The sequence below is a fragment of the Brockia lithotrophica genome, assembly GCF_003633725.1.
GTDB lineage: Bacteria > Bacillota > Bacilli > Thermicanales > DSM-22653 > Brockia > Brockia lithotrophica.
Genome location: NZ_RBIJ01000001.1, coordinates 552,581 through 574,724 on the forward strand (window position 1 = coordinate 552,581; position 22,144 = coordinate 574,724).

The window sequence follows — 22,144 nt, forward strand, 5'->3', positions numbered from 1 at the left end:
CTCGCGTCTGCTCCCGCTTCGCTTACTTCAGCTTGATGTCCATGAGCTTCATCGTGGAGCGCACGACGTCGAAATCGGAGTCCTTGCCTTCTGCGTAGCCGTCGTGGGAGTAGATCTCCTTGATGACCTTTTTCCCTTGCTCGTCCTTGGCGATGTCCAGGAAAGCCTGCTTGATCTTGTCCTTCCACTCCTGCGGGAGGCTGCTCCGCACGGAAATGGTGTCGTTGGGGATGTCCGGCGAGTAGGCCAAGATCCGCGTCTTTTCCATGACGCTTGGATCCGACTTGGCCACGATGCTTCGCGCGTCGTCGAAGCTCACCGCGGCGTCGACGTCGCCCCGGAGGAGGGCCATGATCGCCTTGTCGTGGCCGCCGGCAAACGTCCCCTGAACGTCCTTTTCCGGGTCGATTCCCTTTTCCTTGAGCATCGCCGCCGGATAGATGTACCCCGACGTAGAGTTCGGGTCGACCCAGGCGATCTTCTTGCCTTTGAGATCTTCGAGCTTTTGAATCGGAGAATCCTTGAGGACGACGAACTGCGAACGGTAGGTCTTCTGCCCCTTCCGCTCGGCGATGAGGATCACGTCGGCGTACCCTTTGTCCTTAGCCACGACGTACCCCACGGGGTTGAGAAAGCCGATGTCCACCTTCTTGGCGCCCATGGCCTCGATGACGCCGTTGTAGTCCGTCCCTACGAAGACTTCTACCGGCACGCCCAGCTTCTGGCTGAGCAAGTCGGCAAGTGGCTTGGCCTTGGCCTGGAGGTTTTCGGCTTCTTGTGAAGGTACGAAGCCGACCACGAGCTTGTCCACCTTATTACTGCTCCCCTGCCCGCCGCAGGCGGCAAGTCCCAGCGCGACGAAGGCGGCGAGGAGAAAGACCACGACTCGCTTCATGCGCTTTTGTCCCCCCTGTAGGGCTATTCGCTTCTCCCGAGGTTTACCCCTAGCCTATCCGGCACCGAGAAGAGGCCGGCGCTTTCGGCCGCAGGTCCCCGGGTTTTCCAGACGAACCGCACCCATCGTACCAAATTCGAAATCGATCGAGCCAGACCCTTTTGTGAAGCCCGTGTAAAGGTTTTCTAAAAACGATGTAAAGAGAGGAAAAGGCCGCGGTCGCGGGTTGGGCGGAATACGACGAAGCGGTATAATGGCGGTAGCGAAAGGGGTTGGGAAACCGTGGTACGGGAGAACGACGCCCCGGAACGCCCGCTCCGTCTTGCACCGCCCTTCCGCGTGTGGGACAAGCGGCTTCTCGTGTTCGACCTCGACGGCACGCTCTACGAGGGAACGGAGCACTTCGACTACTACGCACGGGAAATCGGAAAGTACCTCCCCGAAGAAGTCCGTGCCGCTTACGAACGCGACTACGCGAGCTCGCGAAGCGGGCGCGGCCCGGTGAAGTTCGGCGACGTGTACGACTACGCCAAAGACGTCCTCTACCGAAGGGAGGGAAGCGGCGAGAGGTACCGAGCCTTTCGCTGGGACGGAACCCCCCTTGACGACGTCGTTCCCGCATCCGCCTTTGTGACGCAGGAGAAACGCTACGTCCCCGTGGGAGACGGCTGGTGGCTCCCCCTCGTGATCGCCCTTCACTACGGGGTAGACGTCCCCGCTCTGGAAAAGGCCTTCCTCGCGACGCGGGCATACATGCAATCTCCGGCCTACCGTCTGCCGGAAAACCCGCGCCTCCAACGGTTTTTCGAACGGTTCAAGGAGCGCGGCGGCGTGCTCGCCCTCCTCACGAACAGTCCGGAAGAAGACAGCCGGGCCATCCTACGAAAGATCGGCGTTCTCGAGTACTTCGACGATCTCGTCTTTTGGGCGGAGAAGCCGCAAAAGACGACGGAGCACATGACGCGCCTCCTCGAGCGCTTCGCCGTATCCCCGGAGCTCGCCGCGAGCATCGGCGACAACCTCGTCAACGACATCGTCCCTGCCAAACGCCTGGGCATGCACACGGTGCTCGTTGACCCGCACAACATCGCCGAAGGGCACGAGGCCGACCTCGTCGTACCTCACCTTACGGCCTTCCTCGACTTTGCCTGCGGACAAGAGTCTCACGGAGATCGGGCGTCGCACGGCTGAGGTACCGAAGCGAAAGGAGGCCCGACCCTTTCCCCGCTCCCCCGACTTTCGAAGAAACGCGCAAACGCCGCGGGAACCAAACGTTCCCGCGGCGCCTTTTTGTGCCTCGATCTTGCGTGTTCTAGAGCTTGCGGGCTTCCGAAGGTTCTCCCGCATCCGGGCGTACGCCCAAGGCGTACTCCTCCAGCGGCGCGACGAGGTCGGGGTCCACGGCGGGATTGAGGGCCGCGACGAGGCTCGCGTAGAGGAGGTCGGGGTGGAGGAAAACGGGGACGCCGTAGAGGGTAGCGAGGCGGACGAGCTCGTGGTGAAGAGGAAGGAGCTTCGCATCGTCCGGCCAAGGGGCGTACAAGAAGGCCACTTCCCCGCGAATGAGCTCCCGTGCGGTCTCTAGAGAGAGGTGGCGGAAGCCCTCCGCCGCCGGTGCGAGGGGCCGTCCTCTCTCGGACCCGGAAGAAGAATCCGCATCGTGCGCTTCGAAAAGCCAGAGGGGGATCCCCTTTTCGGAGAGCTCCCGGTACATCTCCCGCCAGCGCCGAACGTCGGAGACAAGCGGCGAAGAGAGGCCGTACGGTCCGCTCGCGTTTCCCGGACGCGTTTCGAGGCCGCGGTGGGGGAGTTCGAAGAAAAGGCCGCCCTTTAAGAGGTTTTTCCCAATGGGGTAGGCCTTGGCCAAGGCTTCGTAGGCCGTGCGCCCGAAGACGAGGGCCTCGCCCGTGGAGGTCATCTCCGGACCGAGGTGTACGAAGGCCCCCCGGATCTTCCGGTGGGAAAACACCGGAACTTTGAGGGAAACGGGCCGCGCCAGCGGATCCGGGGAATCCTCCTTGCGGTGCCCCGACGTATCCGGGGAGCCTCCGCGAACGCGGTCCCGCGTGCGGAGGGAGGGGCCTTCGTCCGCAAAACCGACGGGAGACGGGGCGGCTTCTCCCTCGGGGAGGGCGCCGCGCACGATCGCGTGGACCGCCGCCTTGAGGTACGACGTGCCGCGCACCTTGCCGGCAATGGGAAGGGTGCGGCTTACCCGCGGGTTGACCTCGAGCACGTACACGTCGTGTCCGTCGTAGATGAACTGGATGTTCATCGCCCCGCGGTAGCCCAAGGCGCGGACGATCCGGAGGGAGATCTCCCGCGCCTTCCGTTCTACTTCCTCCGGCAGATCGGGGGCGGGGAAAAAGGCGTGGCTGTCGCCCGAGTGAATTCCCGAACCTTCGATGTGGCGGAACACACCGGGGATGAGCACTTCCCAACCGTCCGTGACGAGGTCGATTTCGAACTCGATCCCGTCGAGGAAGCGGTCGAGGAGGAGCCCCTCGCCCGTGGCCTCGAGGAGGGCTTCCGCCCCCCGCTCCCTCAGGTCGCGGACGTACGCCGCCACGTCTTGCAAGTTCCGCAAGACGCGCATCGCCTCGCCGCCGATGACGAAGGAAGGGCGCACGAGGAGGGGGAACCCGAGCTCGAGGGCCGCAGCCTCGAGTTCGTCGAGGCGGAAGACGCGACGGCCCTCCGCGTGGGGGATCCCCAGGGTGTCGAGGAATCGGTAAAATTCCTCCCGCCCTTCCGTCGTCGTGAGTACCTCCAGGTTCACGTCGGCGACGGGGGCACCTTCCCGCAGAAGGGGAAGGGCGAGGTTGAGCGAAGTCTGTCCGCCGAACTGGGCGAGGATCACCTCGGGGCGTTCGCTGCGCACGACTTCCCAGACGTCTTCTACGGTCAGGGGAGCGATGTAGAGCCGGTCCACGACGCTCGCGTCCGTGCTCACGGTTTCGGGGTTGTTGTTTACCACCACCGGAGCGTACCCGAGCGCCTTGAGCCCCCAAAGGGCGTGGACGGAAGCGTAGTCGAACTCGATCCCCTGCCCGATGCGGATGGGGCCCGAACCGAGGACGAGCCCTACGGGCGGGCGGACGGACGTGTGCTTGGGATCCGCCGGCTCTTCCCCGCGGCCTAGGGAGGGATTCGGGGGGGATTCGGCGTCCGCTTCAGGATGCGCCCCCGGCGGACGGGTGACCTCGATTCCGAGTTCGCGAGCGAAAGACGCGTAGGTGAAGTAGAAGTATGGCCGCGCGATTTCCCCTACGGTCTTTCCCCCGCGAACGGGACGCGTGTCCAGCGGGCGTACGTCCGGAAGGATTTCCCAGTCTTCGCGCAGGCGGCGAAGCTCCGCCTCCGTCATTCCGACCGACTTTGCGAGGTAGGCGTCGGACAACCCGAGGGCTTTGGCACGGGCGAGGTTTTCCCGCGTGAGGCGCGCCCTTCCCTCGCGGCTCCAGGCCTCTTCCTCCCGGACGATCCGCTCCACGGCCCGGAGAAAGAGGGAATCGATCGCCGTGAGGCGGGCAAGTTCCTCCACGGGCATCCCCCGGCGTATCGCCTCTGCGAGAACGAAGAGGCGCCGGTCCGTGGGACGGGCGAGCTCTTCGCGAATCGCGGCATCCGTGAGCTCATGCAACCGAGAGTTCGTGAGGGAAAACGCGCCGATCTCCAGAGAGCGAACTCCCTTCGCCAGCGCGGCCTCGAAACTCTCGTCGATCGCGAGAACCTCTCCCGTGGCCTTCATCGTCGTGCCCAAGGACCGGTCTGCATCCGGAAACTTGTCGAAGGCGAAGCGCGGTACCTTGAGCACGACCTGACCCCGCAGGACGGGCGGATCGGCGAGGCTCACCCCGCGGAGCATAGGGTGCGGGAGTTCGCGGAGGGCGTACCCGAGGGCGAGTTTGGTCGTGGCCCACGCGATGGGATACCCGGTCGCCTTGGAAGCCAGCGCGCTCGAACGGCTCACGCGCGGGTTGATCTCGATCACGCGGTACTCTCGCCGCTCCGGGTGGTAGGCGAACTGGATGTTCGCTCCGCCGATGAGGCCCACGGCGCGGTAGATCCGCGTAGCCGCCTGGGCCATGCGCGCGAGATCTTCGGGAGGAACGGTAAAGGCGGGAGCGACGACGATGGAGTCACCCGTGTGGATCCCCATCGGGTCGACGTTTTCCATCGCCGTGACGATGAGCACCTCGTCCGTAATGTCCCGAAGCCCTTCGAATTCGATTTCCTTCCATCCGACGATGCTTTCCTCGACGAGGACCTGGTGGATCGGGCTCAGGGTGAGGGCCGTCTCCAACTTCTCCTCGAGCTCCCGCTCGTCGTGGGCGATCCCGCTCCCCTCGCCCCCCAAGGTAAACGCCGGCCGAAGGATGAGGGGAAAGCCTACCTCACGCGCAAAGGCGAGGCCTTCGGCAACGGACTGGACGGTGGCCGACTGCGGTACGGGTTCGCCGATGGCGTGCATGAGCTCGCGAAAGGCTTCCCGGTCCTCGCCGCGGGCGATTCCCTCGATGTCCGTGCCGAGGATGCGGACGCCCAGGCGGCGCAAGCTACCGCGCTTGTGGAGGGCCAAGGCAAGGTTGAGCCCCACCTGCCCCCCGAGGTTCGCCAAGATGCCGTCGGGGCGCTCCCGCTCGAGAATTGCCTCGACGACCGAAGGGGTGAGCGGCTCCATGTAGAGGCGATGCGAGAGGGCGGGGTCGGTCATGAGCGTGGCCGGGTTGTTGTTGAGAAGCACGACTTCGATGCCTTCGTCGCGAAGGGCGAGGCACGCCTGCGTCCCCGAATAGTCGAACTCCGCCGCCTGACCGATGACGATGGGGCCGGATCCGATGAGGAGCACCTTGCGAATGGACGTATCGCGCGGCACGGGTCTACCCTCCCTCCCTACACCGCCGTAGAAACCCGGAAACGGCCGGAAGAACGCACACCCCGGGCATGCGTAGCGCCCGGGCACCTGTCACCCGGGCGATGTCGCGGGCCAAGGCAGAAGCGGCAAAGCGTTTCCGCCCCCGCCTGCAAACGACAAAGGCCTCGCCGGGAAACCGTTCGTCGTCCCTTCAGCTGCCCAGGCGGCGGAGAACGCGTCGGAGCGCCGCAAGAAAGGTGTCGATCTCTGCTTCCCCGGCGATGAGCGGCGGAAGCACGCGCACTACCGACTCCCCTGCGGTGAGTACGAGCACCGACTCTTCTTCCCGCAAGCGATCGACAACCTCTCCTACGGGATGGCCAAAGTCGAGCCCGAGAAGCCATCCGCGTCCACGCACGAGGAAGCGCCCGTCTTCATGGGCGATTTCCTCGAGGCCGCGCCGGAAGAGATCCGCGCGGCGTTGAGAATCCGCGAGAAAGGCGGGATCGGCTACGACCTCGAGCGTGGCGAGGGCGGCCGTCGCGGCAAGCGGCCCGCCGCCGAAAGTCGACCCGTGGCTCCCGGGGACAAAGGCTTCGGCAAAGGGTTCACGCGCAACCATCGCCGCCACGGGAAACCCCGAGCCCAATCCCTTGGCGCTCGTGAGGATGTCGGGGGTGAAGCCGTAGGCTTCGTACGCCCACAGGGGTCCCGTCCGGCCTACCCCCGTCTGCACCTCGTCGACGATCACGGGGACGCCGTGCGGGCGCACGCGCGCGAGCAGGGCCCGCACCCATTCCGGATCGGCGGGGTAAACCCCACCCTCTCCCTGGACGAGCTCTACAATCACCGCGTACGTCCGTTCCGGGACGATTTCCTCGAGTGCATCCAAGCTATTATAGGGGAGAAACCGCACGCTCGACCAGAGGGGAGTGTAGCCTTCGTGAAAAACGGGGCGACCCGTGACGGAAAGCGCCCCGATCGTCCTTCCGTGGAAGGAGCGGGTAAAGGCTACGAACTCCCCTTCTCCCTCGCGTAGGCCGCGTGCGAAGTAGGCGTACCTCCGCGCCAACTTGAGGGCGGCCTCTACGGCCTCCGCTCCCGAGTTCGCGAAAAACACGCCGCCGGGAAAGGTGAGCGCCACGAGCCGTTCGGCCAAACGCTCCCCGGGTTCGTTCCAAAAGAGGTTGGAGACGTGCCAGACGCGGCCGAGTTGCTCTTCGAGCGCACGGCGCACGGACGGCGGAACGTGTCCGAGGTTGAGCACGGCCACTCCGGAGGTGAAGTCGAGGTACCGCCTTCCTCGGTCGTCCCACACGTAGGCGCCCTCTCCGCGGACGATCCGGAGGGGGTAGCGGCGGTACACGGGGAGGAACGGGGCAGACGAAAAGGCCCGCACGTCGCCTTCGTTCACCGGCCTTCCCCCGCCTTCGGGTACGGAGACTCCGAACAGACGGCCTCGGGGAGGATCCTCGTACCCACGGCTTCCCCAGCAAGGAGCGCGGTGAGGGCGTCGGGATCGCGTCCGGAGAGGATGACGGCCCACGGGGCCCCGCCGGCGAGGGCGCGGAGCGCGGCCTCCACCTTGGGCAACATGCCCCCCTTGAGGACGCCCGAGGCGCCGAGCGCGCGAACGTCTTCCGGCGTGAGCTCGGAAAGGAGGCGGCCCCCCGCGAGGATCCCCGGAACGTCCGTCGCGAGCACCACCGGCGCGCCGAGAGCTTCGGCGATCGCCCCCGCCGCCTCGTCGGCGTTCACGTTGTAGGCTTCCCCGTCCTCCCCCACGCTCACGGGCGAAAGGACGGGAACGAAGCCGGCCGCCCACAAAGCTTCGAGCGGGGCCAGGGACACGCGCACGACGTGTCCGACACGCCCAAGGCTCGGATTCGGGTGGCGCCGGACCTTGAGGAGTTCCCCGTCGGCGCCGCTCAGGCCGACGGCGGATATGCCGAAGCGGGCGAGGTGGCGGACGAGCTCCTTGTTCACGAGCCCGCTCAACACCATCTCCACGAGGGGGATCGTCGACTCGTCCGTGACGCGGAGGCCGCCGATCGACTTTGGGGTGCCGCCCAGCGCCTCGAGCCACGTATCGATCGCCTTTCCCCCGCCGTGCACGAGGACCAGACGCACGCCCGCACGCGCGAGACGCGCGAGGGCAGCAAACCAGCTGTCCGGCACCTCGGCAAGGGCGCTTCCGCCGAGCTTGACGACGAGCGTCGAGGGAAAGACGCCATCTTTTAGGGCTTGCTCCTTTCGCTCTTGCACGAAGACCACCTCGCCCCACCTCGCTTCGTCGGGAATCTCCCGCTTTTTGAGATTCGAGGATGCCTACGTTACGTGCGGTAGTGGGCGTTAATCCGCACGTAGTCTTCCGTAAGGTCACAGCCCCACGCCTCGGCGACGCCCGAACCGTCCTCGAGGTGCACGTCTACGAGCACGTACTCCTCTCTCAGGCGCGCGGACGCCGCTGCCTCGTCGAAGGGAAGGGGCATCCCCCGCGCGAGAACGGGAATCCCCTGAAGGACGACGGAAAGCCCTTCCGGGGAGAAGGGAATTCCGCTCGCCCCGAGGGCGGAAGCGATGCGTCCCCAATTCGGATCCGCACCGTACACCGCCGCCTTTACGAGGGAAGAGCGGACTACGGCCCGGGCGAGTTCGCCGGCGGAAGCTTCGTCGCGCGCGCCGTCCACCCGGACGTGGAGGAGCTTGGTTGCACCTTCGCCGTCCTCCGCGATGGCGCGGGCCAACTCCCGCGCCACGTAGAAGAGTGCCGAACGAAAGCGACCCCAGTCCGGATGCGACGGTTCGAGCGGTCGATTCCCCGCCAGGCCGTTGGCCAGGATGAGCGCCATGTCGTTCGTGCTCGTGTCGCCGTCGACGCTGATTCGGTTGAACGTTCGGGCGCTCACCTCGCGAAAGAGTCCCTCCAGACTCGCCCGGTCCACCTCGGCGTCCGTGGTAAAGAAAGCGAGCATAGTCGCCATGTTCGGGTGGATCATCCCTGAGCCCTTCGCCGTCCCGGCTACGGTCACCTCCACCCCGTCGACGACGATGGTGGCGGCCGCCTGCTTTGTGCGCGTATCCGTCGTGAGGATGGCCCGGGCAAAGGCCCCTTCGTCCGCCTCGGCAAGCGGAAGTTCCGCGAGGGCGTTTTCGATCCGCTCCATGGGGAGGGGAACGCCGATCACCCCCGTAGACGCCACGGCAACGTGCTCGGGAGGCGCCCCGATGCGTTCGGCAAAGAGGGCCTGCATCCGCCGGGCGTCGGCAAACCCCCGCTCGCCCGTAATCGCGTTGGCATTTCCGGAATTCACGATTACGGCCCGCAAAACGCCACCGCTTCGGGCGATCGCCTCCCGCGTGACGAGGAGCGGCGCGGCGGGAAACGCGTGCCGCGTGTAGACCGCAGCCGCCCGCGCGGGGACGTCGGAGACGATCCATCCGAGGTCCGGCCGCCGCCGTTTGATCCCCGCGTGAACGCCGCCGGCGCGAAATCCGCGGGGCGCCGCCACCCCCCGCTCCCGCGTGCAACGTTCGAGCACGCCGGATACGGGATACCCCAGACGGGCGAGCCACGCTTCCTCGCCCTTCCCACACGCGGAAGAAGAACGATCGGACTGCTCTGCCATCGGCTGGGCCGGACCGCCGACTTTGGAACTTTCCTGCACGTCTCTTTCCCTCCTTGCGCCCGCCTCACGGATAAAGGGGGCGCCCGACGAGCCCCGCCGTCTCCGGAAGTCCGAAGCGTAGGTTCATGTTCTGCACGGCCTGACCCGCCGCACCTTTGACGAGGTTGTCGATGGCGGCCATGACCACCGCCTTCCGCCCGTCGGCGGTCGCGATGAGCCCGATGTCCACGAAATTGCTCCCTTGCACCGCCTTCGTTTCGGGGTACGTCCCCGGTCGGAGGAGGCGGACGAAAGGACGCCCGGCATATGTGTGCCGGTAAAGTTCAAAAAGGTCCTCCGTCGTCATCGGTTCCACGAGCTCGCCGTACGCCGTCACGAGGATTCCCCGCGTCATGGGCACGAGGTGGGGGACAAAGCTCACCGGCCCCGCGCCGAGGTACACCTCGATTTCCGCCCCATGCCGGTGCACGAAGACGTTGTAAGGGCGGACGTTCTCGTTTACCTCCGAAAAGTGCGTGGCGAGGGAGGGGGAACGGCCCGCCCCGGAGACCCCCGTCTTGGCGTCGACGATCGCCGATCCCGGGCGCAAAAGCCCGGCCTTTGCGAGGGGGAGGAGGGCGAGGAGGGCCGCGGTGGGGAAGCAGCCGGGATTCGCCACAAGCCTCGCACGCGAGAGCTCCGGCGGAGCGAACTCCGCAAGCCCGTACACGGCTTCCTCCAAAAGAGAACGCGGTGCCGCGGGCATGCGGTAGAAGCGCTCGTACACCGCACCGTCGCGGAAGCGAAAGTCCCCGGAAAGGTCGACGATCACCTGAGGTCGTCCGATCCAGCGGGTCACAAGCTCGCGCGAAGCGCCGTGCGGGGTGGCGAGAAAGAGTACGTCGAGCTCCGTCTCCTCCAACGCCTCGAGGGGGAGAAGGGGGAGGTCCGCGTCGCGCCACGCGGCGTACACCTCGCCCAATCCCTTGCCCGCCTGGGATTCGGAATAGAGGTGAAGTTCGTCCACATGCGGGTGCGAGGTGAGGAGGCGGACGAGCTCTGTACCCCCGTAGCCCGTACCGACGACGCCGACCCGAAGACCCACTCCCTCCACCTCCTCGCTCAAGAACAGGGGCTCCTTCGTCGACCCTTCTCTTGGTCAGTAAGTATACGGCTTCTCGCATAAATATGCAATAGGGGACCCTCCCTTTCGCACGCGCACCTCTTCGCTTCGGCAACAAAAAAAGCCGGGCCTGGGCCCGGCGGACAACCGCAAGACGTGATCAAGCGACCTCTCACACGGTGCGCATGGCGACCACGAGGAGCACGTAGACGATCACCGCAAAGGAAAACAGGGTAACGGCATAGGCCCCTTCCGGCGTCACGGCGAACCCCTCCTTCCCGCGCGCAAACATGCGGCGTGCTCCCGTCCCACGTGTATGCGCGCAAGAGAAAAGGGGCACCGCGAACGCCCGCCCGCCCCTCCGCAACCTCCGTTCTTCCGCTCAGGACGCGATCAGAGAACGAAGAACGGCCGCAAGCTCGTCGATCGTTTTGCCGTCGAATTCGCAGAACCCGTACCCCTCTAAGGCGACGGTCCTCCCGCAAACCACGGGGTACAGACCTTGCCACCCCCCGACGAGGGTACAGGCGTCGCGGCGGGGCGGCAGCCGGCGCAAAAAGAACACGTAGCGCCCGGGGGCGAAGGGGCCGGGAAAGCGAGGGGTCAGAGGATCCTCGGCGGGAGGACGCGGCTCGAGGCCGGGGCTGAACAGGGCGAGTACCGAAGGCAACGGCCCTTCGTCGGCGGAAAAGAGGCACCTCCGGAGGTAGAGCGGCTGCTCCGACACGACGAGTCGACGACCGGCGATCCGGTGCGGAAGGGCGTATCGACGTACCCCCCCGTCGAGATCCCCCAGGACGACGCACGAGCTTCGCCGCACGAGGTCGCGGGCATTCCCCGCCTCCCGGACGAATCCCCGCTCCCAAGGGTACGGAGGGAGGGCGAAAGCGCCCGCGCCGCAAAGGGAAACGGGCCCCATCGCCTCACTTGCTTTCTTCGATGTAGTACTGCACGTAGGGGGGGACCCGCGGAGCGACGAAGCGAATCGGCTCGTCGAACTCCACCCAGTCCACGTTGACCATGAGAAGGAGGTAGCGCTTGCCCGTATTGGGATCGCTCAGGATGAGAAAGTCCCGTCCCGCGGTTTGGATGACCCCCCGGACGACCTTTGCCGGCCACTCCGGATTGTTCTGGTACGTGAGGTACACGGTCGCCGTCTTTCCCTTGTTAAACCGGAGGATGTTCTCCACGTAGGACTGTTCGGCAATGAGCTGCTCCTCCGTCATGGGAACGCCGGGAATCCAGGCTCCAGAGGGAGGGGTCCCGTACGGCACGTAGGCCCCGAAGGGGTACGGCGGGAACGGGACGTACGGGTACGCCGGCGCCTGCGGCGCCGCCTGGGTGCCCGGAGCGGGTTTGGCAGGCTCCTTGGCCGCGCGCATCGGATCCATCCCCGCCGTTCCCCACGCATCGGGACCGCCGAAACCCGTCACGGCAAAGGCTCCGTCGACTTCCTGCATATCCCAAAAGCTCATCGCCGCTCTTCCCTCCTTTAAGGCTTCCCTTTCGCCTCACCACTTGTAAACTCCCGGGCAACTCGCATACGTAGGATGGTAGAAGCAGTGGCTCTTGTACCGCCCCGCGTTCCACTGCCCGTACCACTGAGGCGGGCATCCGCCCCAGGGCTTGAAAAACCAGAGGCTGTACGTCGCGGGCCAAAAGCGTTCGCCGTTCACCACGCGTTGGGCCAGCTGAATCTCGCTCCAACGGGCGCGTTGGTAGAAGTATCCCTTGCGGACGGCCTCAAAGCCACCGGGGCTTTGGAAGATCACCTGCGTTAGAGTGCGAATATTTCGGAAATCGAGGCAATTCCCGCGTAGTCGGTTCACGGCTACGTTCCCTACCAAGAGCATCCCGAGCCGCCCCTCGGACTCGGCCTCCGCGCGCATGAGACGTGCAAGGAGCTGAATTTCGTTCCACGTGGCGCGGACTACGGGCACCGGCTTCCCCCCTTCCTCCGCTCCCATCCCTATGCGCGTATCCCGGAAGGGGTACGTGTCCCGACCGTAGACGATGGCCCAGCGCGCTATGCGGGGGACGGCCAGCGCACCAAAGCACACAGCCCGCCGTCGGGGAGGTTGGCCAAACGGATTTCCCCGCCCGTTCGTTCGACGATCGCCCGCGCGATGGAGAGTCCGAGGCCGTACCCGCCGCGGCGGCGCGCGGGATCCCCGCGGTAGAATCGTTCGAAGACGTGGGGAAGATCGCGTTCGGGAATGCCCGGACCGTAGTCCCGTACGAAAAAGCCCGCCCCGTCCTCCGCGACGAAGACGCCTACGACGACCTTGCCTCCCTCTCCGCCTTTCGCGCCGTACTTCACCGCGTTGTCAAGAAGGATGCGGGCAAGATGCCTTAGGCTCTCACAGGCAAGGGGAAAGACATGAGGAGGAAGGGGCTCCTGCGGAAGAGAACGGGCCATTGCCGGCGAGACGCACGGACTACGGTCAGCGGAGGAAAAAGAAACCTCCACGTGCGGGTAGAGGAGGCGGTATTCCTCGACGAGCGGCAAGAGAACCTCTTCCGCCCAACAGCTGCCCTCAAGGGCGAGAAGGGCGTCCGGATCTTCGAGACGACCCAAGGTGAGGATTCCCTCGACCAGGCGGGTGAGGCGTGCCGTCTCTTCGCGAATTGCCTCTAGGCTGCGTTTCGCCCGTTCGGGATCGCGGTCTCCCCAGCGGCGGAGAAACTCCGCGTGCCCCGAAATCGCCGCGAGCGGGGTGCGAAGCTCGTGGGCGGCGTCCGCAAAAAAGCGGCGCTCGCGGGCGACGGAGGCTTCGACGGCGTCCATCATGGCGTTAAACGTCCGCGCGAGTTCGGCGAGTTCGTCGTCCGCCGCACCTACGGGAGCGCGGGCGGAAAAGTCCGCTTCGCGAACCCGGCGAAACGTCTGAAGGAGGGCGTGAAGCGGCCGAAGGAAGGCACGGGCGAGAAGGAGGGCCCCCGCCGTACTCCCCGCCGCCGCCACCACGAGGCCAACGAGGAGAGAACGGAGGAGGAGGTGGGTAAGCGTTTTGAGCCGCGTGGACGGATGGTCGACGCGGAGGACATACGTCGTTCCCCCGGAGGAGAACTCGCGGTACAGGGTGAGATTAGCAAACGGCGCGTCGTCCCCTTCCACATTTCCCTCCTCTCCGTCCCCCTCGATGTGCAAAAGAACCGCACCGCCCTCCCCGAAGAGCGAGAGGCGCTCGTCCGGGTAGAGAAAGGCCCTTAGGCGAATCTCCCACGCCTGCTCCGTCGCCCGGCGCTCCTCGTCGCGGGGGGATGAGAGGGAACGGAGAAGAGAGGGATTTTCCCGAAGCACGCGCACGAGCGCTTCCGTGCGCACGTCAAGCTCGCGCCTTTCCTCTTCGAGCAGCGACTTCCGAAGGTTCGCATACGTAACCCCCGCAAAGACGAGCGCCACGGCAAACATGGAGGCGAGCGACCAAAGGACAAGCTTTCCCCGCCACGTGCGCATCTCTCTCCCCTTCCCCGGAGCGGAACGCGCAGATCGGACCGCGGGTGCCGCCAAACGTCCGAACAAAGCAAAGGCACCGGGCGGACCGCGGGCGGCTTGCGCCTACTCCCCTACATCCCTCTCACGCACGACGTACCCCTTCCCCCGTACCGTCTCGAGAAAGCTTGGCTTCCCCGGTTCGTCGAGCTTTTGCCGCAGGTACCGTACGTAGACGTCCACGATATTGGGTTCCACGAAGCGGTCGGTGCCCCAAACCGCATCGAGGATTTCTTCGCGCGAGAGGACGCGGCCGCGGTTGCGCAGAAACAAGACGAGAAGGTCGAATTCCCTCGCCGTAAGTTCCACCGGCCTCCCGCCTACGGTTACGCGAACGCCCGGGACGTCGACGCGGATCCGTCCGTGGACGAGGATCTCCGGCCCTCCCCGCTCGGACGAGGCGTTCGCCGCATCATCCGCCGAAGCCACCGAAGAGGCGTCGGGCTCAGCCGAACTTTTCCCGGCGCTCCGACGACTCCTCCGGAGAAGCGCCTCCACCCGGGCGAGGAGCTCTTCCACGTGGAAGGGTTTGACGAGGTAGTCGTCCGCACCCGCCCGAAGCCCCCGCACGCGGTCGGCTACGGCGTCCCGCGCCGTAAGGAAGAGGATGGGGAGATCGCGAAGGCGCTCGTGCCTACGGATCGCCTCGGCGAGGGAGAGACCGTCCAGCTCGGGAAGCATCCAGTCCACGATGGCGAGGTCGAAAGATTCGCGAAGGAGGAACCCAAGCCCCCGAAGCCCGTCTTCCGCCACCGTGACGGTGTAGCCAGCGTGTTCCAATTCCCAGGCGACAAAGGAGGCGACGTTGGGCTCGTCCTCCACGAGGAGAATACGCCCTTCTCCCACGTCCCGTACCCCCCGTAGCGACCGACAAAGAAAGGTTCTCTCTTCCGCATTGTACCGTAAGGGGCCGGGCCCGTCCGTGCGTCCTGGCACACGTCACCCATGTGGTTACCACCTGATGCTCAACTTCGACCGTTCCGTACACGTCCGCCTTTTTCTGACACATCCTCTCCGGCGTAAGAAAAACCGCCTCGGAAAGAGTCCTCCCGAGGCGTAGCGAGCATAGGTGCGTTCGTATCGCCACATACAAACGCAAAGTACGAGGGAGAGAGGGACCCTCTGGAAATGCGGCAAACCGAAGGAGGGAGCAAACTCCTTAGTCCTCGTGTTCGAAGTTCTCGTCCGGCCCTCCTTCTTCTCCCGTTTCCTTGCCTACGACGTCACCCGTCTTGGCGTCGACCTTCACCTCCGTGCGCTTCCCGGAAGCGTCTTGCACGTGTACTTCGTACACCACGCGCTCGTTCTCGTCGCCGAGTTCCGTCTTCACCGCACTTCCGGGAACGGCGGCAAGCGCCTTGGCCTCCGCCTCCTTTGGCGTGAGCTTGGCCTCCTGCGCCAATCGGGCGGCTTCCTGGGCTTCGTCCGCCTCTTTGCCCTCCCGAACCTCCGCGGACTTCTCTTCCCCATTAGGAGCGGCCGGAGCGGACTGAGCGGCCGGAGCCTGGGCGGACTGTGCAAAGGCGTGGGCACCCAAAACGCCCAACCCGCCCAAGCCAAGGGCAACGGTGAGGGCGAGTACGGTGGGGAACTTCTGCATCGCGGATCTCCTCCTCTGCGCTCGCGCGCGGGCGTTGTGGCGGTCCGCCGAAGGAAGTTCTCGGCGGCGTCCGCAGCCCCATCGTATCTTCCCCTTTCTCTGCGCGTCCTTAAGGGAGGCTGAGAGGTTGCTTAAAGGCCGCTTAACGCAACTTCGGTACACATCCCCCACCGGGCGCATAAGGATGACGTGGAGGATGGGTGTTTGCCGAGCCTGGGCGGTTCGCCCGGCCCAGCGGAGGAAAGGAGGTTTTTCTATGCCCTTGCGGCGCGAACACGTAGAACCTTTCGTAGGGAAGCCCGTCGTCGTCGATACGGACGACGATACGCGCTACATCGGGATCGTGGAAAAGGTGACCGACGACACGTTGTATTTGATCCCCATGCGCGAGCCGATCCGCCTCGGTCGGAACTTCCGCCTCCCGAACCCCGTCTCGACGTCGGCGGCTTCCGCATGGCCGACGCCCCAAGCGCCCGATCCGGCCTTTGCCGTGGTCCCGACGTCTCTGGGCTTTCCCCCGGGACAGGCGCCTGCTCCGCCGCCCGGCGGGGCGCCGCCCAACGTGCACATGGCGTCCATCGCCTTGCCCCTGTACGCCCTCCTCGCCATCAGCCTCCTTTGGATCTGAAGCCCCCTCTTTCCCGACGCCTCCGGATTCGGAAGAAACCAAAGCCTCCGTCCCTCCGCCTCTCCGAGAGCAACGTTTTGAACCAAAACCCGTCCGACGCAAAAACGCAAGAACCCCTACGTCGCAAAGAAAATTGGGCCGCGCCGTGCGCGGCCTTTTTCTCTCTTCCAACGGATGGCACCCCCTATCCGCAAGCGCCGTTCGCGCCTTGTCCCTCCCCTGGGCTTCTCGGTAGAATGGAGCCAAGGCTCGTGTGTACGGCGCCGAACCCCGCAAGGCAGGAGTGGACCCCATGTCGCAAGCGCATCCGCTTTCCCCCGACACCGCACCCACACCGCACAGCCGGAATTCCGAAGGGACATCTGCGCAAACGTTTGTAGCTGTAGAAGGGCCAATCGGTGTGGGAAAGACGACCTTGGCCACCTTGATCCACGAAGAGTTTGGCTACCACCTCCTTCTCGAGACGGTCGCAGACAACCCCATCTTGCCCCTCTTTTACCGCGACCGTGAGCGTTGGGCTCTGCACATCGAGACGTTTTTCCTCGTCGACCGGATAGAGCAGCTCGAGCGCACGCGCGAGCTCCTTCCGCATACACCGGTGGTGAGCGACTACCACATCCTCAAAAACCTCATCTTTTCCCGAGAAAACCTCCCGCCACGCAAGTTCGCCAAGTACGAGACGCTCTACCGGATCTACACGGAAGACCTCCCCCGCCCCAACGTGATCGTCTACCTCCGCGCCAGCCTGGCCACCTTGCAGTACCGCATCGCCCTGCGCGGCCGGGAATACGAAAAAGACATGGACCCCGCCTACCTCGAACGCATCCGCCTCGCGTACGAAGCCTACTTTGCCGACGCACCCAGGCGGCACCCGGAGGCCAAGATCCTCACCTTTGACGGCGACAGCCTGGACTTCGTCCACGATCCCGAGGCGTACCGCTTCGTCATGGCGGAACTCGAAAAGCACCTCCCCAGGGCGCTCGGGCGGGAGGTGCGGCGCTGATGTTCCTCGCCGTCTCCGGAATGGTCGGCGTCGGCAAGACGACACTCGCCACCGCACTTGCCGAGCGGCTCGGGTTCGCCTTGATCAGCGAGCGCGGCTCGACGAACCCTTACCTCGACGACTACTACGCGGATTTCCGGCGCTGGAGCTTCAACGTCCAGGTGTTCTTCCTCGCCGAACGCTTCCGTGGGCAACTCCGGGTCCTCCGCGAGCGCACGTCCCACGTGCAGGACCGGACGATCTACGAAGACGCGGAGATCTTCGCGCGCCTTCACTACGAGCAGGGAAACATGGACGCCCGCGACTATGCCACCTACCGCCTCCTCTACGAAACCCTCCTCGACACCCCGGCCTTCCCCCACCCCGACCTCGTCCTCTACCTCACGGGGGACTTCGAGGAAATCTACCGGCGCATCCTCACGCGCGGTCGTCCCGCAGAACTCAAAACCCCGCGCTCGTACTGGTGGGAATTGTACCGGCGCTACGAAGCGTGGATCGCGGACTTCCGCCGCGCACCCGTGTTGCGCGTGCCGATCGCAAGCTACGATGTCTACGAGGGCCGTGGAATTGACGACCTCGTGGAGCAAATTCGCGCCTTGGAGGTCGGCTAGATGCCGCCCGATTCGCAGCGCAGGACACCCTACATGGAACTCCTCGCCCGGCTCGGCGCCCCGGATGCCCATCCTGGCGGAGCGCCCGCAAGCCGGGCGTTCGTGTCCTTGGTCCGGCGGTTCGTCCCTCTCGGCGCCCGCATCCTCGAGGTGGGCGCCGGAGCGGGGAAGACGGCCGCCCGTCTCGCACGCCTGGGCTACCGCGTGTTCGCCGTCGAACGCGACCCCGCCTATTTCCGCGTCCTTCGCCGCCGCGCCGGACGGCACCCGAAGTTCGCCTTCGTCCGCGCGGATGCCGTGCGTCTCCCTTTCCCCGACGCGTCCTTCGACGCCGTCGTCGCCGAATCCGTCCTCCTCTTCCTTTCCCCCAAAGCCCTTCGGGAGCTCCGCCGCGTCCTTCGTCCCGGAGGAACCCTCTTCGCTCTCGAACTCGCCTCCCGCACGCCTTTCCCGCGCGCCCTTCGCCGGGAGTGGCGCGCTTTTTACGGCGTGAGCGGCGTCCCAACCCTGGGCGCTTGGCGGCGGCGCCTCCTCCGGGCCGGCTTTTCTCCCTCTTTCGTCGCCGTTCCCCTTGAACGCCTCCTCGGGCTTCGGCAACCCCCGCCTCCGCCTCCCCGCAGCCTGCGCGAGGCGCACCTTTTCTCGGAACACAACCGACTTTTCCTCCCGCACCTCTCCGATCTCTACCTCCTGCGCATCGTCGCCACGGCGAAATAAACGCACGTGCGCCCGGGCGGTGAACCGCCGGGCGCACACATGTACGGGCCCTTCCGGCAAAGGCCTCGAATCTCCGTAGGAAGAAACTCGAATTTGTCTTTCTCTCAAGACGACAACGGGGGCGGCCGCGTCCCCCTTCGCGTTTCCCCTTCTCTTCACGTTGAGGCGACGAAAGGCGGCCGGATTTACCCGAGGACGTAGACGCGCGCCTCGTAAGGCTCGAGGGTGAGGGGGCCGCGCCGCAGGCGCGCCGCGCTCCCAAGGCACCGCTCCGCGGCGTAGGCTTCGCAGGACCCCTCTGCGCCGCAAACTCCCGGGAAGTTCGCCGCGCGTCCGGAGGGAACACGCGCGCCCCAGAGGACGCCGTACTCAAAAACTCCCGAGGGAGAAACGGCCCCCTCAGTCGGTTGGGAACAAAAGACGGGTTCGGGATCTACGGCCACAAGCCACTCCGGGACAGTCACCGCGGCGGAATCAGGGCTCAGATTCGCGAGGACGAGGAGCGTTCCTGGACGTCCGACGGGAGAATCACGGGAAATCTCCCGTGCGCCCCCGCTTCCCGGTTCCGCAAAGGGGTGTGCTTCTGCTCCGCGTGCGGCAAAGTGCTCCGCCGGCACGGCAGGACGCAAGTAGGCGATGACTTCGGGGGGAACATCGCCCCCCACGTCCTCCAGCGGGACGAAGGGGCCATGCGCGGCGGCCGGAAAGGCGCGGCGCAAACCAATGAGCGCCCGCGTGGCGGCGAGGAGAGAGCCGGGGTCGGCGAGTTGGCGCGCGACGTGGAGTTCGCCCGCACGCGGGTGGGGCGAAATCCACGGGTTCCCCCGCGTAAATCCCCCCGCCGGGTCATCCGTCCAGGGAATGGGAACCCGGGCGTTGTCCCGACTGCGCCGCCCGAGAAGCGCCAAAATGTCTTCCTCCGCCATCCCCGCCTCGCGGAACAGACGCGCCGCGTTTCGCGACTCGACGTCGCGGTACTCGGCGAGGGAGGAAAACCCCGCGTTGGGAAGCCCGAGCTCCTCCCCTTGGTAGAGAAACGGGGTGCCGTAGGCGGTAAGGAGGAGGGCGTTCAGGGCGACGGCTCCTACCGCGCGGTACGCGCCGTCACGGACGTAGCGCGACGCGGGGCGGGGCTGGTCGTGGTTCCCGAGGTAGACCGCCCACCACCCGCGACCCGACAGGCCCTTCTGCCAGCGCGTCCAAATCTTCTTAAACCTGCCTACGTCGAACGGGAGCGGTCGCCACTTGTTTCCCCCCTCCCCGTCGAAGGTGACGTGATCAAAAGCAATCACCATATCCAGGATGGGAGCCTCGAGACGCGTCCAGCGCAACGCTTCTTCTAATGTGACGCCCGGCGTCTCGCCGATCACCACCGCCTCGGGGTTTTGCGCCTTCACCACGCGGTAGAGTTCGCCGACGTAGCGCTCGACCTTCTCGCGGTCGAGGAGGTCGAGGTCGTAGGCGTACGCCGAACCGGGCTCCGGTCGACCGTTGGGAAGTCCCCGAGGTTTCCCGATGAAGTTGATCACGTCGAGACGAAAGCCCCCGGCGCCGCGGACGAGCCACGTACGGGCGATGTCCGTGAGCGCCCGGCGTACCGGCGGGTGGTCCCAGTTCAGGTCGGGTTGCTTGCGGTCGAAGAGGTGCAGGTAGTACGCCTGCGCCTGCTCGTCCCAGGTCCAGGCCGATCCGCCGAAAAAGGATCCCCAGTTGTTGGGCGGGCGACGTTCCCCGTCTTCGTCACGGATCCCCGGATGGAAGTAATAGAAGTCGCGAAACGGACTTTGGGGGTCCAAACGTGCCGCCTGAAACCACGGATGTTCGTCCGAAGTGTGGTTGAACACGAGGTCGAGGATGAGCCGCATCCCGCGCTTCCGTAGTGCATCCCGCAGGGCATACAGATCCTCCAACGTGCCGAACGCGGGGTGGACGGAGAGGTAGTCCGCCACGTCGTAGCCGTTGTCCGCCCACGGGGAAGGGTAGATGGGCGTAAGCCACACCGCATCGACGCCGAGGTGGGCGAGGTAGTCGACCTTTGCGAGAATCCCCCGCAGGTCGCCCACGCCGTCCCCATCGGCGTCGTAGAAGCTCATGGGGTAGATTTCGTACACCACGGCCGAATGCCACCAAGACGAGCGTGCTCCGAGGGACATCCTCAACCCCCCAAAGGAAGCGTACGCCACAAAAAAACCTCCCCGTCCCGCGTGCGAGGAGGCAACGACGTCCGACAAGGCCCCAAAGGGCCGGTGTGGCAAAATACCCGTACGACGTGAAAAAAGGGGGGTATCCCCGCCTCGAGATCTCGATAGCTGGTGCGGGTGACAGGAGTCGAACCTGCACGGGGTCTCCCCCACTGGATCCTGAATCCAGCGCGTCTGCCATTCCGCCACACCCGCAGAAAAGCCCGCGCACGGACTATCTTACTCCGGGCAAGTAAAAAAAGCAAGGGGGGTTGGGAATACCGCAATCACCACCCGTACCAGGTTCAGCCGGGCGGGATGTGCGCATCCGTGCGTCTGGGATGGGGACGTGCGGACACCCCCAACATAGAGAGGAGTCGCTTGAGGACCTCCTGAACGGCAACGTGTTCCTCGTCCAGGTGGCAGATGAGCTCTGCCTGACGGGCCCGATAGTCGAAGCTGCGGACCTGGTCCGCCAATACAAACCCCCGCACGCACACGTCCGGCGGAAGCTCCACGGCGAAGAGGTAATTCTCGCGCCGCGTCTGCGTGATGGGGCAGAAGAGCGCAAACCCCGTAATCTTGTTGAACAAATACTCCGATACGACGATCGCCGGTCGGCGATCGCGGATTTCCCTCCCTTGCTGGGGAGAGAAATCGAGCCACACGATGTCCCCCTTTTGCGGGATGTATCCGGGGGTCGTCTGTCCGTTGTTCACGGGTCACCACATCTCTCTTCCTATTGGGTTCATCTCCTGCCATAGACGTATTTCGGAAAAGTCGTCGGTGTGCATCCTGTGGCGAGAAAGGAGGCACATGAGGTAGAAGAGCCCGGAGCTTGAACACCCCCGAGACAGAAGCTCCGCCAGCTTTTCCTCGAAGCGCCTGCGGAGGGCATCTAAGGGAAGTTCTTGGAACGGAAACCTTCGCAAGGTACGGAAAGACGAACCCATGGTGTGGGTCGTTAACATAGCGAGGACCATTCCCTCAGAGGCAGATCTCTCCGAAATGGCGTCTCGCTCGGTGAAACTCGGGAAGGTGACGTCCTCCATGATGTCCTGCAAAAGCTCGTCCTCTGCATCGGGGTTGTTATCCCGCCACTCGACCACCGCATCGAGCATCTGGCGCTCGTCGAGGGTGAGGCGCTCCCAAGACGCGTCCGGCAAGTCGTGGATCCAGTCGTCTGCGGAGCACTCGTCGCACAGCCCGGAAATCTCCCATTCGCCGCCCATGCGGGAGATGCGCTCGCGAAAGAGAGGCGATCCCCACCAAGCCAGCGCCCACCCTTGCGCTAAGAGGAGAATCGCCGTGAGCCGCCCCTTAGGCAGCGGCCCCTTCTTTTTCAGTATGTACGCCGCCACGTCTCGTACACGAGGCAAGGCGCCCGCCTCCTCCGGCGATCTCGGCGTTCGTCTCCCGCTCCTT

20 protein-coding genes and 1 tRNA gene are annotated in these 22,144 nt (G+C 65.2%); 5 read left to right on the forward strand and 16 right to left on the reverse strand.

Annotated features, from left to right (window positions below):
* Positions 1–22: 22 nt before the first annotated feature.
* Entirely contained in the window at positions 23–895 is an 873-nt protein-coding gene (locus C7438_RS02530; RefSeq protein WP_121443749.1) for a phosphate/phosphite/phosphonate ABC transporter substrate-binding protein, read from the reverse strand.
* 282 nt (positions 896–1,177) lie between these two features.
* On the opposite strand from C7438_RS02530, the gene C7438_RS02535 reads away from it, so the two are divergent.
* Complete coding sequence (locus C7438_RS02535; RefSeq protein ID WP_121443750.1) at positions 1,178–2,086, forward strand: HAD family hydrolase; 909 nt, start codon at positions 1,178–1,180, stop codon at positions 2,084–2,086.
* A gap of 121 nt (positions 2,087–2,207) precedes the next feature.
* Here C7438_RS02535 and carB read toward each other — a convergent pair whose 3' ends face one another.
* The 11 genes from carB to C7438_RS02590 form a co-directional block, all read right to left on the reverse strand.
* Positions 2,208–5,774, reverse strand: coding sequence for a carbamoyl-phosphate synthase large subunit (gene carB / locus C7438_RS02540; RefSeq protein WP_170143503.1), 3,567 nt, complete (start codon positions 5,772–5,774; stop codon positions 2,208–2,210).
* A 190-nt stretch (positions 5,775–5,964) separates the two neighbouring features.
* On the reverse strand, positions 5,965–7,167 hold the full coding sequence (locus C7438_RS02545; RefSeq protein ID WP_121443752.1) for an aspartate aminotransferase family protein: 1,203 nt from the start codon (positions 7,165–7,167) through the stop codon (positions 5,965–5,967).
* Complete coding sequence (gene argB / locus C7438_RS02550; RefSeq protein WP_170143504.1) at positions 7,164–8,027, reverse strand: acetylglutamate kinase; 864 nt, start codon at positions 8,025–8,027, stop codon at positions 7,164–7,166. The genes C7438_RS02545 and argB overlap by 4 nt, the downstream gene beginning before the upstream one ends.
* Before the next feature lie 59 nt (positions 8,028–8,086).
* Positions 8,087–9,421, reverse strand: coding sequence for a bifunctional glutamate N-acetyltransferase/amino-acid acetyltransferase ArgJ (gene argJ, locus C7438_RS02555; protein ID WP_245956444.1), 1,335 nt, complete (start codon positions 9,419–9,421; stop codon positions 8,087–8,089).
* Between the two features lie 25 nt (positions 9,422–9,446).
* Entirely contained in the window at positions 9,447–10,466 is a 1,020-nt protein-coding gene (argC, locus tag C7438_RS02560; RefSeq protein WP_121443754.1) for an N-acetyl-gamma-glutamyl-phosphate reductase, read from the reverse strand.
* 400 nt (positions 10,467–10,866) lie between these two features.
* A complete protein-coding gene (locus C7438_RS02565; protein WP_121443755.1) occupies positions 10,867–11,403 on the reverse strand; it encodes a hypothetical protein in 537 nt (178 codons plus the stop codon).
* A gap of 4 nt (positions 11,404–11,407) precedes the next feature.
* Positions 11,408–11,959, reverse strand: coding sequence for a spore coat protein GerQ (gene gerQ, locus C7438_RS02570; RefSeq protein ID WP_211322026.1), 552 nt, complete (start codon positions 11,957–11,959; stop codon positions 11,408–11,410).
* 36 nt (positions 11,960–11,995) lie between these two features.
* Positions 11,996–12,424, reverse strand: coding sequence for a cell wall hydrolase (locus tag C7438_RS02575; RefSeq protein WP_211322027.1), 429 nt, complete (start codon positions 12,422–12,424; stop codon positions 11,996–11,998).
* Between the two features lie 86 nt (positions 12,425–12,510).
* Positions 12,511–13,944 (reverse strand): sensor histidine kinase, encoded by a 1,434-nt coding sequence (locus C7438_RS02580; protein ID WP_121443756.1) that lies wholly within the window; start codon positions 13,942–13,944, stop codon positions 12,511–12,513.
* Between the two features lie 102 nt (positions 13,945–14,046).
* The gene (locus tag C7438_RS02585; protein WP_434963942.1) at positions 14,047–14,811 is read right to left on the reverse strand and encodes a response regulator transcription factor; all 765 of its coding nucleotides are present in this window, start codon (positions 14,809–14,811) and stop codon (positions 14,047–14,049) included.
* Between the two features lie 328 nt (positions 14,812–15,139).
* Positions 15,140–15,580 carry a PepSY domain-containing protein gene (locus C7438_RS02590; protein WP_121443758.1) on the reverse strand — a complete coding sequence of 147 codons (441 nt, stop codon included), beginning with the start codon at positions 15,578–15,580 and terminating at the stop codon, positions 15,140–15,142.
* Between the two features lie 256 nt (positions 15,581–15,836).
* Between C7438_RS02590 and C7438_RS02595 the strand changes: the two genes are divergently transcribed.
* The 4 genes from C7438_RS02595 (at position 15,837) to C7438_RS02610 (ending at position 18,539) form a co-directional block, all read left to right on the forward strand.
* Positions 15,837–16,208, forward strand: coding sequence for a hypothetical protein (locus C7438_RS02595; protein ID WP_121443759.1), 372 nt, complete (start codon positions 15,837–15,839; stop codon positions 16,206–16,208).
* A 292-nt stretch (positions 16,209–16,500) separates the two neighbouring features.
* Positions 16,501–17,211 carry a deoxynucleoside kinase gene (locus C7438_RS02600; protein ID WP_121444063.1) on the forward strand — a complete coding sequence of 237 codons (711 nt, stop codon included), beginning with the start codon at positions 16,501–16,503 and terminating at the stop codon, positions 17,209–17,211.
* On the forward strand, positions 17,211–17,822 hold the full coding sequence (locus tag C7438_RS02605; protein ID WP_121443760.1) for a deoxynucleoside kinase: 612 nt from the start codon (positions 17,211–17,213) through the stop codon (positions 17,820–17,822). The genes C7438_RS02600 and C7438_RS02605 overlap by 1 nt, the downstream gene beginning before the upstream one ends.
* Positions 17,823–18,539, forward strand: a complete 717-nt coding sequence (locus tag C7438_RS02610) for a class I SAM-dependent methyltransferase (protein ID WP_121443761.1) — start codon at positions 17,823–17,825, stop codon at positions 18,537–18,539.
* Positions 18,540–18,724: 185 nt separating this feature from the next.
* On the opposite strand, the gene C7438_RS02615 is transcribed toward C7438_RS02610, so the two are convergent.
* The 4 genes from C7438_RS02615 to C7438_RS02630 form a co-directional block, all read right to left on the reverse strand.
* On the reverse strand, positions 18,725–20,692 hold the full coding sequence (locus C7438_RS02615) for an alpha-glucosidase (RefSeq protein ID WP_170143505.1): 1,968 nt from the start codon (positions 20,690–20,692) through the stop codon (positions 18,725–18,727).
* A 157-nt stretch (positions 20,693–20,849) separates the two neighbouring features.
* Positions 20,850–20,935: transfer RNA gene (locus tag C7438_RS02620), tRNA-Leu, on the reverse strand.
* An 89-nt stretch (positions 20,936–21,024) separates the two neighbouring features.
* The gene (locus tag C7438_RS02625) at positions 21,025–21,438 is read right to left on the reverse strand and encodes a type II toxin-antitoxin system PemK/MazF family toxin (protein WP_121443763.1); all 414 of its coding nucleotides are present in this window, start codon (positions 21,436–21,438) and stop codon (positions 21,025–21,027) included.
* A gap of 3 nt (positions 21,439–21,441) precedes the next feature.
* Positions 21,442–22,098: a Panacea domain-containing protein gene (locus C7438_RS02630; RefSeq protein ID WP_147401972.1), complete on the reverse strand. Its 657-nt coding sequence runs from the start codon at positions 22,096–22,098 to the stop codon at positions 21,442–21,444.
* Positions 22,099–22,144 lie beyond the last annotated feature (46 nt).

What these genes read in the sequence shown, in the direction of transcription:
- C7438_RS02580 (WP_121443756.1), bottom strand. Translation starts at nt 13,944, where the DNA reads ATGCGCACGTGGCGGGGAAAGCTTGTCCTTTGGTCGCTCGCCTCCATG.
- C7438_RS02600 (WP_121444063.1), top strand. Translation starts at nt 16,501, where the DNA reads ATGTCGCAAGCGCATCCGCTTTCCCCCGACACCGCACCCACACCGCAC.
- C7438_RS02615 (WP_170143505.1), bottom strand. Translation starts at nt 20,692, where the DNA reads ATGTCCCTCGGAGCACGCTCGTCTTGGTGGCATTCGGCCGTGGTGTAC.
- C7438_RS02565 (WP_121443755.1), bottom strand. Translation starts at nt 11,403, where the DNA reads ATGGGGCCCGTTTCCCTTTGCGGCGCGGGCGCTTTCGCCCTCCCTCCG.
- C7438_RS02590 (WP_121443758.1), bottom strand. Translation starts at nt 15,580, where the DNA reads ATGCAGAAGTTCCCCACCGTACTCGCCCTCACCGTTGCCCTTGGCTTG.
- gerQ (WP_211322026.1), bottom strand. Translation starts at nt 11,959, where the DNA reads ATGAGCTTTTGGGATATGCAGGAAGTCGACGGAGCCTTTGCCGTGACG.
- C7438_RS02605 (WP_121443760.1), top strand. Translation starts at nt 17,211, where the DNA reads ATGTTCCTCGCCGTCTCCGGAATGGTCGGCGTCGGCAAGACGACACTC.
- C7438_RS02610 (WP_121443761.1), top strand. Translation starts at nt 17,823, where the DNA reads ATGCCGCCCGATTCGCAGCGCAGGACACCCTACATGGAACTCCTCGCC.
- C7438_RS02530 (WP_121443749.1), bottom strand. Translation starts at nt 895, where the DNA reads ATGAAGCGAGTCGTGGTCTTTCTCCTCGCCGCCTTCGTCGCGCTGGGA.
- C7438_RS02595 (WP_121443759.1), top strand. Translation starts at nt 15,837, where the DNA reads ATGCCCTTGCGGCGCGAACACGTAGAACCTTTCGTAGGGAAGCCCGTC.